This is a genomic window from Leifsonia sp. GW821-FHT13C09, assembly GCF_058806435.1.
Genome location: NZ_JBXAPS010000002.1, coordinates 233,182 through 248,151 on the forward strand (window position 1 = coordinate 233,182; position 14,970 = coordinate 248,151).

Annotated in this window: 12 protein-coding genes; 8 read left to right on the plus strand and 4 right to left on the minus strand. The window is 70.4% G+C overall.

What is annotated here, in order from left to right; all coding sequences use genetic code 11:
* Positions 1–42: 42 nt before the first annotated feature.
* Entirely contained in the window at positions 43–300 is a 258-nt protein-coding gene (gene purS, locus AC1ROW_RS09210; protein ID WP_493018583.1) for a phosphoribosylformylglycinamidine synthase subunit PurS, read from the plus strand.
* Complete coding sequence (gene purQ / locus AC1ROW_RS09215; protein WP_493018584.1) at positions 300–998, plus strand: phosphoribosylformylglycinamidine synthase subunit PurQ; 699 nt, start codon at positions 300–302, stop codon at positions 996–998. Before purS ends, purQ begins: the two co-directional genes overlap by 1 nt.
* An 82-nt stretch (positions 999–1,080) precedes the next feature.
* Here the strand turns inward: purQ and AC1ROW_RS09220 are convergent, their stop codons facing one another.
* Positions 1,081–1,884: a helix-turn-helix transcriptional regulator gene (locus AC1ROW_RS09220; protein WP_493019008.1), complete on the minus strand. Its 804-nt coding sequence runs from the start codon at positions 1,882–1,884 to the stop codon at positions 1,081–1,083.
* 68 nt (positions 1,885–1,952) lie between these two features.
* Between AC1ROW_RS09220 and ilvD the strand changes: the two genes are divergently transcribed.
* On the plus strand, positions 1,953–3,818 hold the full coding sequence (gene ilvD / locus AC1ROW_RS09225; RefSeq protein WP_493018585.1) for a dihydroxy-acid dehydratase: 1,866 nt from the start codon (positions 1,953–1,955) through the stop codon (positions 3,816–3,818).
* Between the two features lie 34 nt (positions 3,819–3,852).
* Here ilvD and AC1ROW_RS09230 read toward each other — a convergent pair whose 3' ends face one another.
* The gene (locus AC1ROW_RS09230) at positions 3,853–4,221 is read right to left on the minus strand and encodes a TfoX/Sxy family protein (protein ID WP_493018586.1); all 369 of its coding nucleotides are present in this window, start codon (positions 4,219–4,221) and stop codon (positions 3,853–3,855) included.
* A 140-nt stretch (positions 4,222–4,361) separates the two neighbouring features.
* Between AC1ROW_RS09230 and purL the strand changes: the two genes are divergently transcribed.
* Positions 4,362–6,680 carry a phosphoribosylformylglycinamidine synthase subunit PurL gene (gene purL, locus AC1ROW_RS09235; protein WP_493018587.1) on the plus strand — a complete coding sequence of 773 codons (2,319 nt, stop codon included), beginning with the start codon at positions 4,362–4,364 and terminating at the stop codon, positions 6,678–6,680.
* A gap of 57 nt (positions 6,681–6,737) precedes the next feature.
* On the opposite strand, the gene AC1ROW_RS09240 is transcribed toward purL, so the two are convergent.
* Entirely contained in the window at positions 6,738–7,652 is a 915-nt protein-coding gene (locus tag AC1ROW_RS09240) for a DMT family transporter (protein WP_493018588.1), read from the minus strand.
* Between the two features lie 56 nt (positions 7,653–7,708).
* Positions 7,709–9,826, minus strand: coding sequence for a transglycosylase domain-containing protein (locus AC1ROW_RS09245; RefSeq protein WP_493018589.1), 2,118 nt, complete (start codon positions 9,824–9,826; stop codon positions 7,709–7,711).
* Between the two features lie 178 nt (positions 9,827–10,004).
* On the opposite strand from AC1ROW_RS09245, the gene AC1ROW_RS09250 reads away from it, so the two are divergent.
* The 4 genes from AC1ROW_RS09250 (at position 10,005) to AC1ROW_RS09265 (ending at position 14,967) form a co-directional block, all read left to right on the plus strand.
* Positions 10,005–11,192, plus strand: a complete 1,188-nt coding sequence (locus AC1ROW_RS09250) for an LLM class flavin-dependent oxidoreductase (RefSeq protein WP_493018590.1) — start codon at positions 10,005–10,007, stop codon at positions 11,190–11,192.
* Positions 11,193–11,232: 40 nt separating this feature from the next.
* Positions 11,233–11,928: a CE1759 family FMN reductase gene (locus AC1ROW_RS09255; protein ID WP_493018591.1), complete on the plus strand. Its 696-nt coding sequence runs from the start codon at positions 11,233–11,235 to the stop codon at positions 11,926–11,928.
* Between the two features lie 69 nt (positions 11,929–11,997).
* Positions 11,998–13,413, plus strand: coding sequence for a DUF2252 domain-containing protein (locus AC1ROW_RS09260; RefSeq protein WP_493018592.1), 1,416 nt, complete (start codon positions 11,998–12,000; stop codon positions 13,411–13,413).
* Between the two features lie 75 nt (positions 13,414–13,488).
* Positions 13,489–14,967: a glycosyltransferase gene (locus AC1ROW_RS09265; protein WP_493019009.1), complete on the plus strand. Its 1,479-nt coding sequence runs from the start codon at positions 13,489–13,491 to the stop codon at positions 14,965–14,967.
* Positions 14,968–14,970: the final 3 nt, after the last annotated feature.

Below are 14,970 nucleotides of genomic sequence, written 5' to 3' on the forward strand. Positions count from 1 at the left end.
ATCGCTGTGGCCCGGATGCGCGAGTGGAGCGGAGATCACCCTTTGTCGACGATCGTTGTGGAAGTCATGCCCAAGGCTGAGCTGCTCGACCCCCAGGGCAAGGCGGTCGCCGGCGCCCTCGCCCGGATCGGCAAGGGCCAGTTCTCGGGAGTCCGCCTCGGCAAGCGGTTCGAGCTGACCGTGGACGGCCCGATCGACGACGCGACCCGCGCCGCGGTCACGGAGATCGCCAACGAGATCCTCTCCAACTCGGTCATCGAGGACGTCGTGGGCATCCACTACCCGGCCGAGGGCGCCTGATGCGCATCGGCGTCATCACCTTCCCCGGCTCGCTCGACGACCGGGACGCGCTGCGCGCCGTCCGCATCGCCGGCGCCGAGCCGGTCGCGCTCTGGCACGGCGACCACGACCTCCAGGGCGTCGACGCACTCGTCCTCCCCGGCGGCTTCAGCTACGGCGATTACCTGCGCTGCGGCGCCATCGCCTCGCTCTCGCCGATCATGACGGAGGTCGTGGACGCGGCGGGCAAGGGGATGCCGGTGCTCGGCATCTGCAACGGCTTCCAGATGCTCGCCGAGGCCCACCTCGTCGCCGGCGGCCTCATCCGCAACGACCACGGCAACTTCATCCGCCGCGACCAGCACCTGATCGTCGAGAACGCGGACACCCCGTGGACCAGCGGCTTCGAGCAGGGCCAGGAGATCGTCATCCCGCTGAAGAACGGCGAGGGCGGTTTCATCGCGTCCGCCGAGGAGCTGAAGCGCCTCGAGGGCGAGGGGCTCGTCGTCTTCCGCTACACCGGTGTGAACCCCAACGGCTCGCTGGACGACATCGCGGGCGTCCGCAACGAGCGCGGCAACGTCGTCGGCCTGATGCCGCACCCCGAGCACGCGGTCGAGCCCGGCTTCGGGCCGGACACGGCGGTCGCGATGCGCTCCGGCGTCGACGGCCTCACCTTCTTCACGTCCGTCATCCGCTCCGCCCTCGTCGAGGCCTAGCAGCCCCGCGTAGCAAGCCGCCGAGTACGCCCGAAATCAGGCCGAAACGCTCGAGTACGCAGAGAATCCGCGTACTCGGCGGTTACGGGAGCCGGGTGTAGACGACGAGGCGCAGGTCGGGGTGGTCGGTCGGGGTGAGCTGGTGGTGCTCCAGGGTGACGTCGCCCTGGCGCGGATGCCGGAAGCGGCGCTCGCGTGACGCGAAGCCGCGGATGTCGTAGCGCTCCCACGCCGCACGGAACGCCGGGCTGGCCTCTCGCAGCCGCTCCACCAGCGCGCGCACGGCCGGATCGCCCGCGCGCGTCCCCGTCTCGGCCCGGAACTCCGCCAGGAAGCGCGCGCTCGTCTCCTCCCAGTCGGGCAGCAGCTCCCGCACCGCCGGGTCGGTGAAGACCAGCCAGAGCAGGTTGCGGTCCTCCCGCGGCACCCGGGCGACGTTCGGGTACAGCCCCGCGTACGCCGCGTTCCAGCCCGCGATGCCCCAGTCGGGCGCGAGCGCGAACGCCGGGTTGGCGCCGAGAGCGTCGAGGAGGCGCTGGACGTGCGCCGGTGCGTCCTCCACCGGCCGGGTGGGCACGAGCGAGGGCAGGCCGAAGCCGGCGAGCGAGAGCAGGTACTCGTGTTCCGGCGGGGAGAGCCTGAGGGTGCGGGCGACCGCGTCGAGCACCGAGCGGGACGGGTTGATCTGCCGTCCCTGCTCCAGCCAGGTGTACCAGGTGACGCTCACACCGGAGAGGTAGGCGACCTCCTCGCGGCGGAGGCCGCGGTCGCGCGAGCGGCCGACCGGCGGCAGTCCGTACTCGGCGCGGGGCGCCTGCTCCCGCCTGGTGCGCAGGAAGCGGCCGAGCTCTCCGCGCCGGTCGTCCTGTTCGCTCACGCGATCGATACTAGTGCTCCCACTACTAGTAGTGACGCCGCCTTCCGCGCACGCGGCGGCGCCAGCAGCATGGGAGCATGCCCGCTCTCCGCTCCCGCACTGTCACCCACGGCCGCAACATGGCCGGCGCCCGCGCACTGCTGCGCGCCGCCGGCGTCGCCCGCGAGGACTTCGGCAAGCCGATCGTCGCCGTCGCGAACAGCTTCACCGAGTTCGTCCCCGGCCACACCCACTTGCAGCCGGTGGGCCGCATCGTGTCGCAGGCCGTGCAGGCCGCGGGCGGCATCCCGCGCGAGTTCAACACGATCGCGGTGGACGACGGTATCGCGATGGGCCACGGCGGGATGCTGTACTCGCTTCCGTCGCGTGAGCTGATCGCCGACTCCGTCGAGTACATGGTCAACGCGCACTGCGCCGACGCGCTGGTCTGCGTCTCCAACTGCGACAAGATCACCCCGGGCATGCTGCTCGCCGCGCTGCGCCTGAACATCCCGACCGTGTTCGTCTCCGGCGGCCCGATGGAGGGCGGCCGCACGGTGCTCGTGGACGGCACGGTCCGCAAGCTCGACCTGATTTCGGCCATGGCGGACTCCGCGAACGACGCCGTCTCCGACGAGGACCTGCTGCGCGTCGAGGAGGCCGCCTGCCCGACCTGCGGCTCGTGCTCCGGGATGTTCACCGCCAACTCGATGAACTTCCTGGTCGAGGCGCTCGGCCTCGGCCTCCCCGGCAACGGCTCGACCCTCGCCACGCACACCGCCCGCCGCGCGCTCTACGAGAAGGCCGGCGCGACCGCCGTCGGGCTCGCGCACCGGTACTACGACGGCGAGGACGAGTCGGTCCTCCCCCGCTCGATCGCGACCCGGGAGGCGTTCGGCAACGCGATGGCGCTCGACATCGCGATGGGCGGCTCGACCAACACGATCCTGCACCTGCTCGCCGCGGCCCGCGAGGGCGGGATCGACTACGACCTGGACGACATCGACCGGCTCTCCCGCCGGGTCCCCTGCCTGAGCAAGGTCGCGCCCAATGGAGCGGCCCTCGTGGAGGACGTCCACCGCGCCGGCGGCGTGCCCGCATTGCTGGGCGAGCTCGACCGCGCCGGCCTGCTCGACCGCGGAGTGCACAGCATCCACGCGCCGTCGCTGGAGTCGTGGCTGGCCGACTGGGACATCCGCGGCGGTTCGCCGACGGACGAGGCGATCGAGCTGTTCCACGCGGCCCCGGGCCGGGTGCGCTCGGCGCAGGCGTCGTCGCAGTCCGCGCGCTGGGACTCCCTGGACACCGACGGCGCCGGCGGCGTGATCCGGGATGTCGCCCACGCCCACTCCGCGGACGGCGGTCTGGCCATCCTCCGCGGCAACCTCGCGCCGGACGGCTGCGTGGTGAAGACCGCGGGCGTGGACCCGAGCATCCTGGTCTTCTCCGGCCCGGCCGTGGTGGTCGAGTCGCAGGAGGAGGCGGTCGACGCGATCCTGACCAAGCGTGTGCAGGCCGGGGATGTGGTCGTGGTGCGCTACGAGGGCCCGCGCGGCGGCCCTGGCATGCAGGAGATGCTGTACCCGACCTCGTTCCTGAAGGGCCGCGGCCTGGGCGCGAAGTGCGCGCTGATCACCGACGGCCGCTTTTCCGGCGGCACGTCAGGGCTGTCGATCGGCCACGTCTCGCCCGAGGCGGCGGCCGGCGGCACGATCGCGCTGGTGGAGGACGGCGACACGATCACGATCGACGTCGCGGCGCGCAGCATCCGCCTGGAGGTGCCCGACGCGGAGCTCGACGCGCGGCGCGAAGCGCTGGCCGCGGGTCGCGGGTTCCGGCCGCTCGACCGGGAGCGTCCGGTTTCGGCGGCGCTACGGGCGTACGCGGCGATGACGCTGTCGGCTGATCAGGGTGCGGCGCGGGATGTGGACCAGCTGACGCGGGCGGCGGTGCCGACCGCCTGAGCGCGTTCAGCGGAACAGGGCTCGCATGGTGCGGTCAGGCTTTGGGCGTGCGCGGCTTCTTCTCCTTCGGCGGCATCCGCCCCACCTGCTCCAGCGCGACACCGATCCACTCGCGGAGGCGGTCGGGCTCGTCGCGCCAGGCGTCCGGGAGCGACACGTAGCCGCCCATCGGACGCTCGGCCGGACCATACGGCCCCGTGCCCTCGATCGCCAGCAGTTCCTCCCGCACGGCGTCGTCGGGAAGGCGGACTCCGACGCTCTCGCCGAACAGGCCGGCGAACATGTTGCCGTTCACGAACGCGCCCAGGTTGGCGAACATCGGCTTGACCTCGACGCCGGGAGCGTCGGGCACCACCGAGCGGAACAGCTCCATGGTCTCCGGCGACGGGCGTGGAATCTGCATGGTTCGGCCTTCCGTGACGGCGGCGAGACGTGCACAACGGCACCTGTCCACATCCTGCCACCCGCCCGGGACGGTGCGCCCCCAACCCCCGGTAGAATGTCTCCCATCCCCCGCCACCGCCAGCAGCCTGGAGTGCCCGCGTGACCGACACCACCGTCCAGCATGTCGTCGACACCGTCGCGAACGCCGCCGCGACTCCGGAGAAGGAGCAGCCGTACGCGGCGCTCGGCCTCAAGGACGACGAGTACGCCCGCATCCGCGAGATCCTGGGCCGCCGCCCCACCTCGGGCGAGCTGGCGATGTACTCGGTGATGTGGTCGGAGCACTGCTCCTACAAGTCGTCGAAGATCTACCTGCGCCAGTTCGGCCAGAAGGTCACTCCGGCGATGAAGAAGAACCTCATGGTCGGCATGGGCGAGAACGCCGGAGTCGTGGATGTCGGCGAGGGCTGGGCGGTCACCTTCAAGGTGGAGTCGCACAACCACCCCTCGTACATCGAGCCGTTCCAGGGCGCCGCGACCGGCGTCGGCGGCATCGTCCGCGACATCATCTCGATGGGCGCGCGCCCGGTCGCCGTCATGGACCAGCTCCGCTTCGGCCGCATCGACGACCCGGACACCGCGCGCGTCGTCCACGGCGTCGTCTCCGGCATCTCGTTCTACGGCAACTGCCTCGGCCTGCCGAACATCGGCGGCGAGACGTACTTCGACTCCGTGTACCAGGGCAACCCGCTGGTCAACGCGCTCTCGGTCGGCGTGCTGCGGCACGAGGACCTGCACCTCGCCAACGCGTCCGGCGCGGGCAACAAGGTGGTCCTGTTCGGCGCCCGCACCGGCGGCGACGGCATCGGCGGCGCGAGCATCCTGGCCTCCGACACGTTCTCCGAGGGCGGCCCGACCAAGCGGCCGGCCGTGCAGGTCGGCGACCCGTTCGCCGAGAAGGTGCTCATCGAGTGCTGCCTCGAGCTGTTCCGCGACAAGCTGGTCGAGGGCATCCAGGACCTCGGCGCCGCGGGCATCTCCTGCGCGACGAGCGAGCTGGCCTCCAACGGCGACGGCGGTATGTTCGTGGAGCTCGACAAGGTGCTGCTGCGCGACCCCACGCTCACGGCGGAGGAGATCCTCATGTCCGAGAGCCAGGAGCGCATGATGGCGGTCGTCAAGCCCGAGCTGCTCGACGCCTTCCTCGCCGTGACCGCCAAGTGGGATGTCGAGACCAGCGTGCTGGGCGAGGTCACCGAGACCGGCCGCCTGGTCATCAACTGGAAGGGCGAGGAGATCGTCAACGTCGACCCGCGCACTGTCGCGGTCGACGGCCCGGTCTACGAGCGCCCGGTCGCCTACCCGACCTGGATCGACGCCCTCCAGGCCGACACCGCCGCCGTGCTGGCGCGGCCGACCAGCGGCGACGAGCTTCGCGAGCAGGTGCTCGCCCTCCTCGGCAGCGCCAACCTGGCCGACAAGAGCTGGATCACCGACCAGTACGACTACTTCGTCGGCGGCAACACCGCGCTGTCGTTCCCGGACGACTCCGGCATGATCCGCGCCGACGAGGAGAGCGGCCTCGGCTTCGCGATCGCGACCGACGCCAACGGCCGGTACTGCCAGCTCGACCCCAAGCAGGGCGCCAAGCTCGCTCTGGCCGAGGCCTACCGCAACGTCGCCGCCTCCGGCGCCGTGCCCGCCGCCGTCACGGACTGCCTCAACTTCGGCAGCCCGGAGAACCCGGAGGTCATGTGGCAGTTCTCGCAGGCGGTGGAGGGTCTCTCCGACGCCTGCCTGGAACTGGAGATCCCGGTCACCGGGGGCAACGTCTCGTTCTACAACCAGACCGGCGACACCCCGATCTTCCCGACCCCGGTCGTCGGCGTGCTCGGCGTGATCGACGACGTCGCCCGCCGCGTCCCGGCCGGCTGGCAGGACGAGGGCGAGAACATCTACCTGCTCGGCGTCACCCGCGAGGAGCTCGACGGCTCGGCGTGGGCCGGCACGGTCCACGGCCACCTCGGCGGACGCCCGCCGGCGGTCGACCTCGCAGCCGAGCGCACGCTCGCCGAGACGCTGCACGCGGCCTCGGTGGAGGGCCTGGTCTCGTCGGCGCACGACCTCGCGGACGGCGGCCTCGCGCAGGCGCTGGCCGAGAGCGTCATGCGCTTCGGCGTCGGCGCCCGCGTCTGGCTCGGCGAGCTGCAGGAGCGGGACGGCGTGGACGCCGCGACCGCGCTGTTCAGCGAGTCCACCGCGCGCGTCATCGTCTCGGTGCCGCGCGAGGACGACGTGAAGTTCCGCGGGCTCTGCGAGGGCCGCGGCGTGCCGCTCCTCCGCATCGGCGTCACCGACGCCGAGGTCGGAGCGCAGCCGGTGCTCGAGGTGCAGGACCTCTTCACCGTGGGCATCGAGGAGCTGCGCGGCGTGCACCGCTCGACGCTCCCCGAGCACTTCGGCCCGACGGTCGCGTAGCCTCCATCCACCTGACAGAACACGCCGTCTCGGACCATGCCGAGGCGGCGTGTTCTGTCAGTTCGTACGGGCCTCGACCAGCTCGGCCTGGCGGCGCGTGAAGAGGCGGACGCGCTGCTGCGTCAGCAGGATGCCGCACAGCACGACGGCGGCGCCGACCGGCTCGTTCCAGCTCAGGTGCTCGCCGAGCACGAGGATGCCGAGCACGACGCCGACGACCGGCGTCACGTAGGTCACGCCCGACGTCGCCGTCGGCCCCCACGCGCGCAGCACGTTCATGTTCCAGATGTAGACCACGCCCGTCCCGAGCGCGCCCAGCGCCAGCAGGCTCAGGAGCACCGGCCAGCTGAACGCGATGGGCGAGAGCGCCACCACCGGCGTGAGCAGCAGCATGATCACCGCCGCGAGGCCGATGTTGAGGAACGCGACCGACGTCGCCGGGATGTCCCGGTGGCTGATGAACCGCCGGATGTACCCGAAGCTGAAGCCGTAGCAGGTGACCGCGCCCAGGCAGGCGAGCTGCCCCCACACGCTGCCGGACAGCGCGGCGATCGACCACGGCCCGACCACGACGACCACTCCGACGACGCCCACGAGCACGCCGAGCACCTGGTCGCGGTTGAGCTTCTCGACGCGGAACGCGGCGGTCGCGAGGATCGCGGTCGTAATCGGCGTCACCGCGTTGTAGATGCTGGCGAGGCTGGAGGACACGTACTGCTCCGCCCAGGCGAAGAGCAGGAACGGCACCACGCAGTACGTGATCGCGACGACCACGAAGTGCAGGTAGACGACCGGCTGGTTCGGGAGCCGGCTGCGCGTGGCCAGCACGATGATCCCGAGCGTCAACGCCCCGAACACCAGCCGCGCCCACGCCACCTGACCGAAGGAGACGCCCTCCAGCGCCACCTTCATGAACAGGAAGCTGGCGCCCCAGACGAGACCCATCGCGACGAACTGCAGAGCGACCTTCACCCGTCGAGGCTACTGCCCGCCACCGACGCCGGACCGGCGGAAATCGGACGCGGCGGCTAGTCGCGCACGGGACGCGCCGAGGCGTCGGGGAAGTCGCCCCCCGGGCGCACCTTGTTGGCAACCGTCATGTACTGCTTCCAGACCCGATGGCGGAGCTGGTCGGCCTGGACACCGCCGACCTTCGCCCGCCGCAACGACACGCCCCCGGTCACGTTGCCGACCCAGACCGCGGTCGTGAGCCGGGTGGTCGAGCCGATGAACCAGGTGTCCTTCTCGGAGTCGGTCGTGCCCGTCTTGCCGAAGACGGGGATGCCGTCGTAAGGGTTCGACGACGATCCGGTGCCGCCGCGGACGACGCTCTGCAGGGCGGACGCCATGGTGGCCGCGACCTCCGGGGTCACGGCCTCCGAGCAGGTGGACGCCGGCACCGGGACCTCCGCTCCGTCCGGCCCGACGATGCGGTCGATCGCGATCGGCGAGCAGTACACGCCCTTGTTCGCGATCCCGGCGAACGCCGCCGCCATCCGCAGCGGCGAGACCTCGTTCGTACCGAGGACGTCGGAGACGTAGGAGGTGAGCGGCTTGCCGTCGGCGCGCCGGACTCCGAACGCCTCCGCCGTCTTGCGGATCTCGCACTGATCGAGCTTCTGCGCCATCGAGAAGTAGGCGCCGTTGATCGAGTGGGCCGTGGCGTACCGGACGGAGACGTTCCCCGGCTTCTGGCCGCTGTCGTTCTTGGGGCCGTACGGGCCGTAGCCCGACCCCTGGCAGCTGTCCTTGAACGAGGACAGGTTGAACGTCCGCGAGTCGCCGTTGACGGTGTCGTTCAGCGACCGGCCGTCCTTCAGCCACTCGGCCAGCGTGAAGACCTTGTACGTCGATCCGGCCTGGAAGCCGTTCGAACCGCCGTAGGCCTCGTCGGTGCTGTAGTTGACGGCCGTGTTCTCCGGGGACGCCTCGTCCTCGTCCGCGTTGAAGTCCTTGTTCTGCGCCATCGCGAGGATGCGTCCGGTGCCCGGCTCGACGGTGACCAGCGACGAGCCCAAGTCGAGCACCTCCGTGGCCCGCGGCACGTGCGCGTCGACCGCGGCGACGGCGGCCGCCTGGAGGTCGAGGTCGAGGGTCGTGTAGATGTCGTAGCCGCCCCTCCGCAGCGCGCTGTAGTGGGAGTCCGTCGGGTCGGGGAGGATCTTGTCGTTCTCGATCAGCCGTTGCACGTAGTCGCAGAAGAAGCCGGCGCCGAGCGGGTTCGCCGTGACGCAGCCGGTGGAGGGCGGCGTGATGTTCGGCTCGATCGGGGCGGCCACCGCCTCGTCGTGCTGCGTCCGGGTGATCCTCTTCTCCTTCAGCATCGCGGCGAGGACATCGTTGTCACGACGGAACTTGTTGTCCGCGACGTTGGCGGGGTCGTCGATGCGGAAGTCGTTGGGCGCGTTCACGGTCGCCACGAGGGTGGCCGCCTGCGGGAGCGTGAGGTCCGCAGCGGTCACGCCGAAGTAGTACTCGGCAGCGGCCTCGATGCCGTACACCGAGCCGCCGAAGTGCGCGATGTTGAGGTAGCCCAGCATGATCTGATCCTTCGGGAGGGTCTTCTCGAGGCCGATGGCGAGGCGCATCTCACGCAGCTTGCGGTCCATGCTGGTCTTGGTGGCCTCCGTGTAGGCGGCCGTGCGCTGGTCCTTGTCGCGGATCGCCTCCGCACGCTGGACCAGGATGTTCTTGACGTACTGCATCGTGATGGTCGAGGCGCCCGACCCGACCTCGCCGGCGGACGCGTTGCCGATCGCGGCTCGCAGCGCCGACGGGATGTCCACGCCGCCGTGGGTGTAGAACCGCGGGTCCTCGGTGGAGGTGAGCGCGTCCTTCACGAACGGGGAGATGTCCTCCCACGCCACGTTCTTGCGGTTCTGGTCGTAGACCGACGCGAGCAGCAGCGGCTCGCCGGCCCCGTCCTTCGCGTAGATGTCGGTCGTCTGCGAGAGCTCGTCCACTGTGAGGGCCTCCGGCATCGTCTCGAACAGATGGATGCCGGTCTCCGTCGCGACGCCGGCGACGGCGACCACCGGCGCCAGCATCGCGCTGACCAGGACCCCGGCTGTGACGCTGAGTCCGACGAAGGCCGCCGCGGCAGCGCCGCGCCGACGTGGTTGTCTCGAGTTGTCCTGCTCCCCCATGGAGCCAGCTTGCCCGATCCATCTGAAAGAAGCCTGACGTGTAACATACGCACCCAGCGGAGAGCTGGCTCGCTGTGGACCGATGCGTCATGCTGGTGCCACCGACGGGAATACCTGCGGCTGGGCGTCGTTATATGCGTTTGCATAGATACGGCGAGAACAACCTGAGGAGCCAGCAATGCAGTACGGAATCTTCTCCGTGAGCGACATCACCCGCGACCCGGTCTCCGGCGAGACCCCGAGCGAGGCGGAGCGCATCGACGCGATCGTGAAGATCGCCACCCACGCAGAGGAGGTCGGGCTGGACGTCTTCGCGGTCGGCGAGCACCACAATCCGCCGTTCTTCTCCTCCTCGCCCACGACCCTGCTCGCGCACATCGCCGCCCTCACCGAGCGCCTGATCGTGACGACGTCCACGACGCTGATCACCACGAACGACCCGGTGCGGCTGGCCGAGGAGTACGCGATGCTCCAGCACCTGTCGAAGGGCCGCATGGACCTCATGCTCGGCCGCGGCAACACCGGCCCGGTGTATCCGTGGTTCGGCCAGGACATCCGCCAGAGCCTGCCGCTCGCGCTGGAGAACTACAACCTCCTCCACCGGCTCTGGCACGAGGACGTCGTGGACTGGGAGGGCAAGTTCCGCACCCCGCTGCAGGGCTTCACCTCCACCCCGCGCCCGCTGGACGATGTGCCGCCGTTCGTCTGGCACGGCAGCATCCGCACCCCGGAGATCGCCGAGCAGGCCGCGTACTACGGTAACGGCTTCTTCGCGAACAACATCTTCTGGCCCAAGGAGCACTACCAGCGCCTGATCGCCTTCTACCGCGAGCGCTTCGAGCACTACGGCCACGGCACCGCCAAGCAGGCGATCGTCGGGCTCGGCGGCCAGGCCTACATCGGCAAGACCTCCCAGGAGGCCAAGAAGGAGTTCCGCCCCTACTTCAACGAGGCGCCCGTCTACGGCAACGGCCCGACGATGGAGGAGTTCACCGAGGCGACCCCGCTCACCGTGGGCAGCCCGCAGGAGGTCATCGACAAGACGCTGACGTTCCGCGAGTGGGCGGGCGACTACCAGCGCCAGCTGTTCCTGATGGACCACGCCGGTCTGCCACTGAAGACCGTCCTGAAGCAGCTCGACCTGCTCGGCGAGGAGGTCATCCCGGTGCTGCGCAAGGAGACCGAGGCCCGCAAGGACCCGTCGACCCCCGACGCGCCGACGCACGAGTCGCTCGTCAAGGCCAAGTACGGCGACGCCGCGCCGCGCCAGCCGCGCCCCAACGCCAACCGCGGCGACAACGTGACCGGCGCCTCCCCCTATCAGGACTCGGCCGACGAGTTCCAGGCGGAGTACCCGGCGCTCTGAGCGCCCGGGTTCCACGCTTCGATCACGAGAGAAGGACACCATGACCAGCACCGACCAGCGCCCGTTCCGGGTGGTCGTCGTCAACGCGGGCGTCAGCGACCCGTCGTCCACCAAGATGCTCGCCGACCGCCTCGCCCTGCGCGTGGAGGCCGCCGCCCAGCGCGATGGCCACACGGTCGAGACACAGAACCTCGACCTCCGGGAGCTGCTTCCCGAGCTGTCCGGCGCGCTCGCGTCGGCGCACCTCGGCCCCCGCTTCACGGCGGCGATCGAGGCCCTGGCGGCGGCGGACGGCATCATCGCGACGGCGCCGGTCTACAAGGCCGGCCCGAGCGGGCTGTTCAGCTCGTTCTTCCAGGTGCTCGACAACGACCTCCTGATCGCGAAGCCGGTCATCCTCGGCGCGACCGCAGGGACGGCCCGGCACGCGCTGGTCGTCGATGAGCAGATGCGCTCGATGTTCGCCTACCTCCGCACCATGACGGCGCCGACCTCGGTGTTCGCCTCGACGGAGGACTGGCAGGACAACGCCCTCGGCAAGCGGATCGACCGCGCCGCGCGCGAGCTCGTCGTGCTGATGGAGACCGGTGTGGAGGCCCGCATCAAGGACACGTCCTGGAACAGCTACCAGCACGAGTTCGGCTCGGCCGGCGGCAACGAGCTCGGCATCGACCTGGGGTCGGACCTGATGCGGTTGGCGGCGGGCGGGACGCTGGGCGGGCCCGCGCGGAGCTGACGCGCAGCTTCGTCGGCTGCTTCCCGCCGTAGTCTGGTGCCACGCACGAGCCGGGCGGAGGAGCAGCCGATGAAAGCCGAAGAGGGCCACCTTCGCCTCGACCACGACGCCATCCACAGCGCCGCCGATCTCTTCCGGGCCGGAAAGGATGCCCGCTCGCGTGTCCCGCGGAGCCGCCACGGCGACTACGTGCCGGCGGCCGATCGCGACCCCGTCGGCATCCTGAAGCGGCAGCACCAGCACCGGGTGGCCGAGCTCATCCCGCTGCGGCTGGAGCGGATGACGGCGAACCCGTTCGCGTTCTACCGGGGATCGGCGGCGATCCAGGCCGCCGATCTCGCGCCGGAGCCGCGGACCGGCGTCGACGTGACCATCTGCGGTGACGCCCACATCGCGAACTTCGGGATCTTCGCATCGCCCGAGCGCAGCCTCGTCTTCGATCTCAACGACTTCGACGAGTCGGCCTACGGGCCGTGGGAATGGGACCTGAAGCGCTTCCTGGCGAGCGTCGTGCTGGCGGCACGCCAGCGCGGCTTCGGGGAGCCGGAGATCAGGATCGCCGCCCTGGAGGCCGCCGCCGCCTACCGCATCGGCCTCCGGCAGATGGTGCGGCTCGACGCTTTGGAGCGCTACTACATCCGCGCCGACGTGAGCAGGTTCCGGAGCGCCCTGAGCTCCCAGCAGGTGCTCGACCGTGCGATCGAGGCCGCGTCCCGGCGCACGTCCGCCCGGGTCGTCCGCAAGATCACCCAGCGCGGCGCGGACGGCGCGATGACGATCGTCGACAACCCGCCGCGGCAGACCCATGTGCCCGAAGCGACCGAGCAGAACGTGCTCTCGATCCTCCGCGGCTACCTGGACACCGTCCCGACGGACATCGCGGTGCTGCTGTCGCAGTACGTGCCGACGGATGCCGCACGCCGTGTCGTCGGCGTCGGCAGCGTGGGAACGCGGTGCTACATCATCGTGCTCACGGGGCCCGCCGGCGAGCCGCTGGTGCTGCAGGTGAAGGAGGCGAGCGAGTCCGTCGCTGTCGAGTTCGGCGGGGCTCCCGCCGGGCGCTCGCCCGTGTTCGACGACCACGCCCACGGCGACGAGCACGGTCACCGGGTCGTCGGCAACCAGCGAGTGCTGCAGGCCGTCAGCGACCCGTTCCTGGGCTATGCCAGGCAGGACGGGCACGCGTTCTACATCCGGCAGTTCCGCGACCACAATGTGTCGATCGACACGGAGGAGCTCGACTTCCGGCCGTTCGCCGACTACGTCGACGCGTGCGGCACCGTGCTCGCGCGCGCCCACGCGCAGTCCCCCAATGCTCCGTTCATCGCGGGATACCTCGGGAGCGGTACGACGTTCGATGTCGCGGTGGTCGAGTGGGCTCTCGCGTATGCCGACCAGGCGCACGCGGACTACCTGACGGTTCGCCAGGCGGTCGCGGACGGGGAGTTCTCCGCGGCGGTCGCTCCCGCACCGCATTCCACCTAGTCGCACCGGTCCCCCGGCGCAGAACGCCCAGTAGTGTGGGCAGGGACGAAGGGGAGCCGCGTGGACGTGCTGGGCGTGCTGGAGTGGATCGGCGTCGTCGTGTGCCTGATCCTGGCGCTGACGGGGCTCGTCCCGGTGATCGCCGCCGCAGCCACGTTCGTCGTCATCCCGTTCCACGCCTGGATCAACCACTACAAGAAGGCCGCGCCGTACCTCCCGCGGGTCGCCATCGTCGTTCCGGCCTGGAACGAGGGCGCGGTGATCGGGGCCTCCATCGACCGGCTGATGGCGCTCGACTACCCGAAGGAGGCCGTGCGCATCTACGTGGTCGACGACGCCAGCACCGACGACACCCCGGTCGTCGTGGCGAACCGCGCCGAGCGGTACCCCGGCAACGTGTTCCTGCTTCGGCGCGAGCGGGGCGGCCAGGGCAAGGCGCACACGCTCAACCACGGCATCGAGCGCATCCTCGCGGAGGACTGGATGGAGGCGCTCCTCATCATGGACGCCGATGTCATCTATCTGCCCGACTCGCTGCGGCGGATGACCCGGCACCTCGCCGACCCCGAGGTCGGCGCCGTCTCCGCGTACATCCGCGAGGGCAGCCGGGACCGCAACTTCCTCACCAAGTTCGTCAGCGTGGAGTACGTGCTCTCGCAGCCCGCCGCCCGCCGCGCACAGAACGTGCTCGGGGCGCAGGCGTGCCTCGCCGGCGGCGCCCAGCTGCACACCCGCGAGAACCTGCTCGCGATCGGCGGCCGGGTGGACACCTCCACGCTCGCCGAGGACACCATCACGACGTTCGAGACGCAGCTGCACGGCAAGAAGGTCGTGTTCGAGCCGCACGCGCACGTCCTCGCCGAGGAGCCGCGCGCGGTGGACGCGCTCTGGAAACAGCGGCTGCGGTGGGCGCGAGGCAACGTGTCGGTCACGGCGCGCTACGCGAAGGTGTGGTTCCGGCCGTCCCGCGTCCACAACCTCGGGGCGTGGACGTTCGGCATCGTGTGGTTCAGTCTGTGGCTGCTGCCGCTGATCATGGTGACCTCGGCCATCGGGCTCGCGGGGCTGCTCTTCCTGCAGAACGAGCTGGCCGCGACCATCTTCCGGGTGCTCTGGATCTCGGCGGCGCTCGCCTACCTGTTCGTGCTCATCCTCGGCTCGCTCACCGACGCGAAGACGAGCCGCAAGGAGCTCAGCCACATCCTGCTGTTCCCCGGCATCGTCAACATGCTGGTGATGATCACGGCGCTGTTCCCGCCGGTCACACTGGTGTGGCTGCCCGGCTTGTTCGGGATCGCACTGACGGGCGAAACGCTCTTCCTGCTGACGCTCGCGATCTACATCTGGATCCCGTTCTCCATGGTCGTCGCCTGGCTGGCCCGGCGGTCGGAGCGTACCCGTGCCGGGCGCTGGCTGGCGCCGGCGCTGATCTACCTGGCCGGGTACGGGTCGCTGCTCTGCGCGATCACGTTCGACTCGTACCTCAAGGAGCTCGCCGGCGCGGAGGCGCGCTGGGACAAGACCGAGAAGGTCGGGCGGGTCACGGCGGGCTGACGC

Coding starts and splice junctions, on each gene's coding strand:
- purQ (WP_493018584.1), top strand. CDS start 300: ATGCGCATCGGCGTCATCACCTTCCCCGGCTCGCTCGACGACCGGGAC.
- ilvD (WP_493018585.1), top strand. CDS start 1,953: ATGCCCGCTCTCCGCTCCCGCACTGTCACCCACGGCCGCAACATGGCC.
- AC1ROW_RS09230 (WP_493018586.1), bottom strand. CDS start 4,221: ATGCAGATTCCACGCCCGTCGCCGGAGACCATGGAGCTGTTCCGCTCG.
- AC1ROW_RS09245 (WP_493018589.1), bottom strand. CDS start 9,826: ATGGGGGAGCAGGACAACTCGAGACAACCACGTCGGCGCGGCGCTGCC.
- AC1ROW_RS09250 (WP_493018590.1), top strand. CDS start 10,005: ATGCAGTACGGAATCTTCTCCGTGAGCGACATCACCCGCGACCCGGTC.
- AC1ROW_RS09255 (WP_493018591.1), top strand. CDS start 11,233: ATGACCAGCACCGACCAGCGCCCGTTCCGGGTGGTCGTCGTCAACGCG.
- AC1ROW_RS09260 (WP_493018592.1), top strand. CDS start 11,998: ATGAAAGCCGAAGAGGGCCACCTTCGCCTCGACCACGACGCCATCCAC.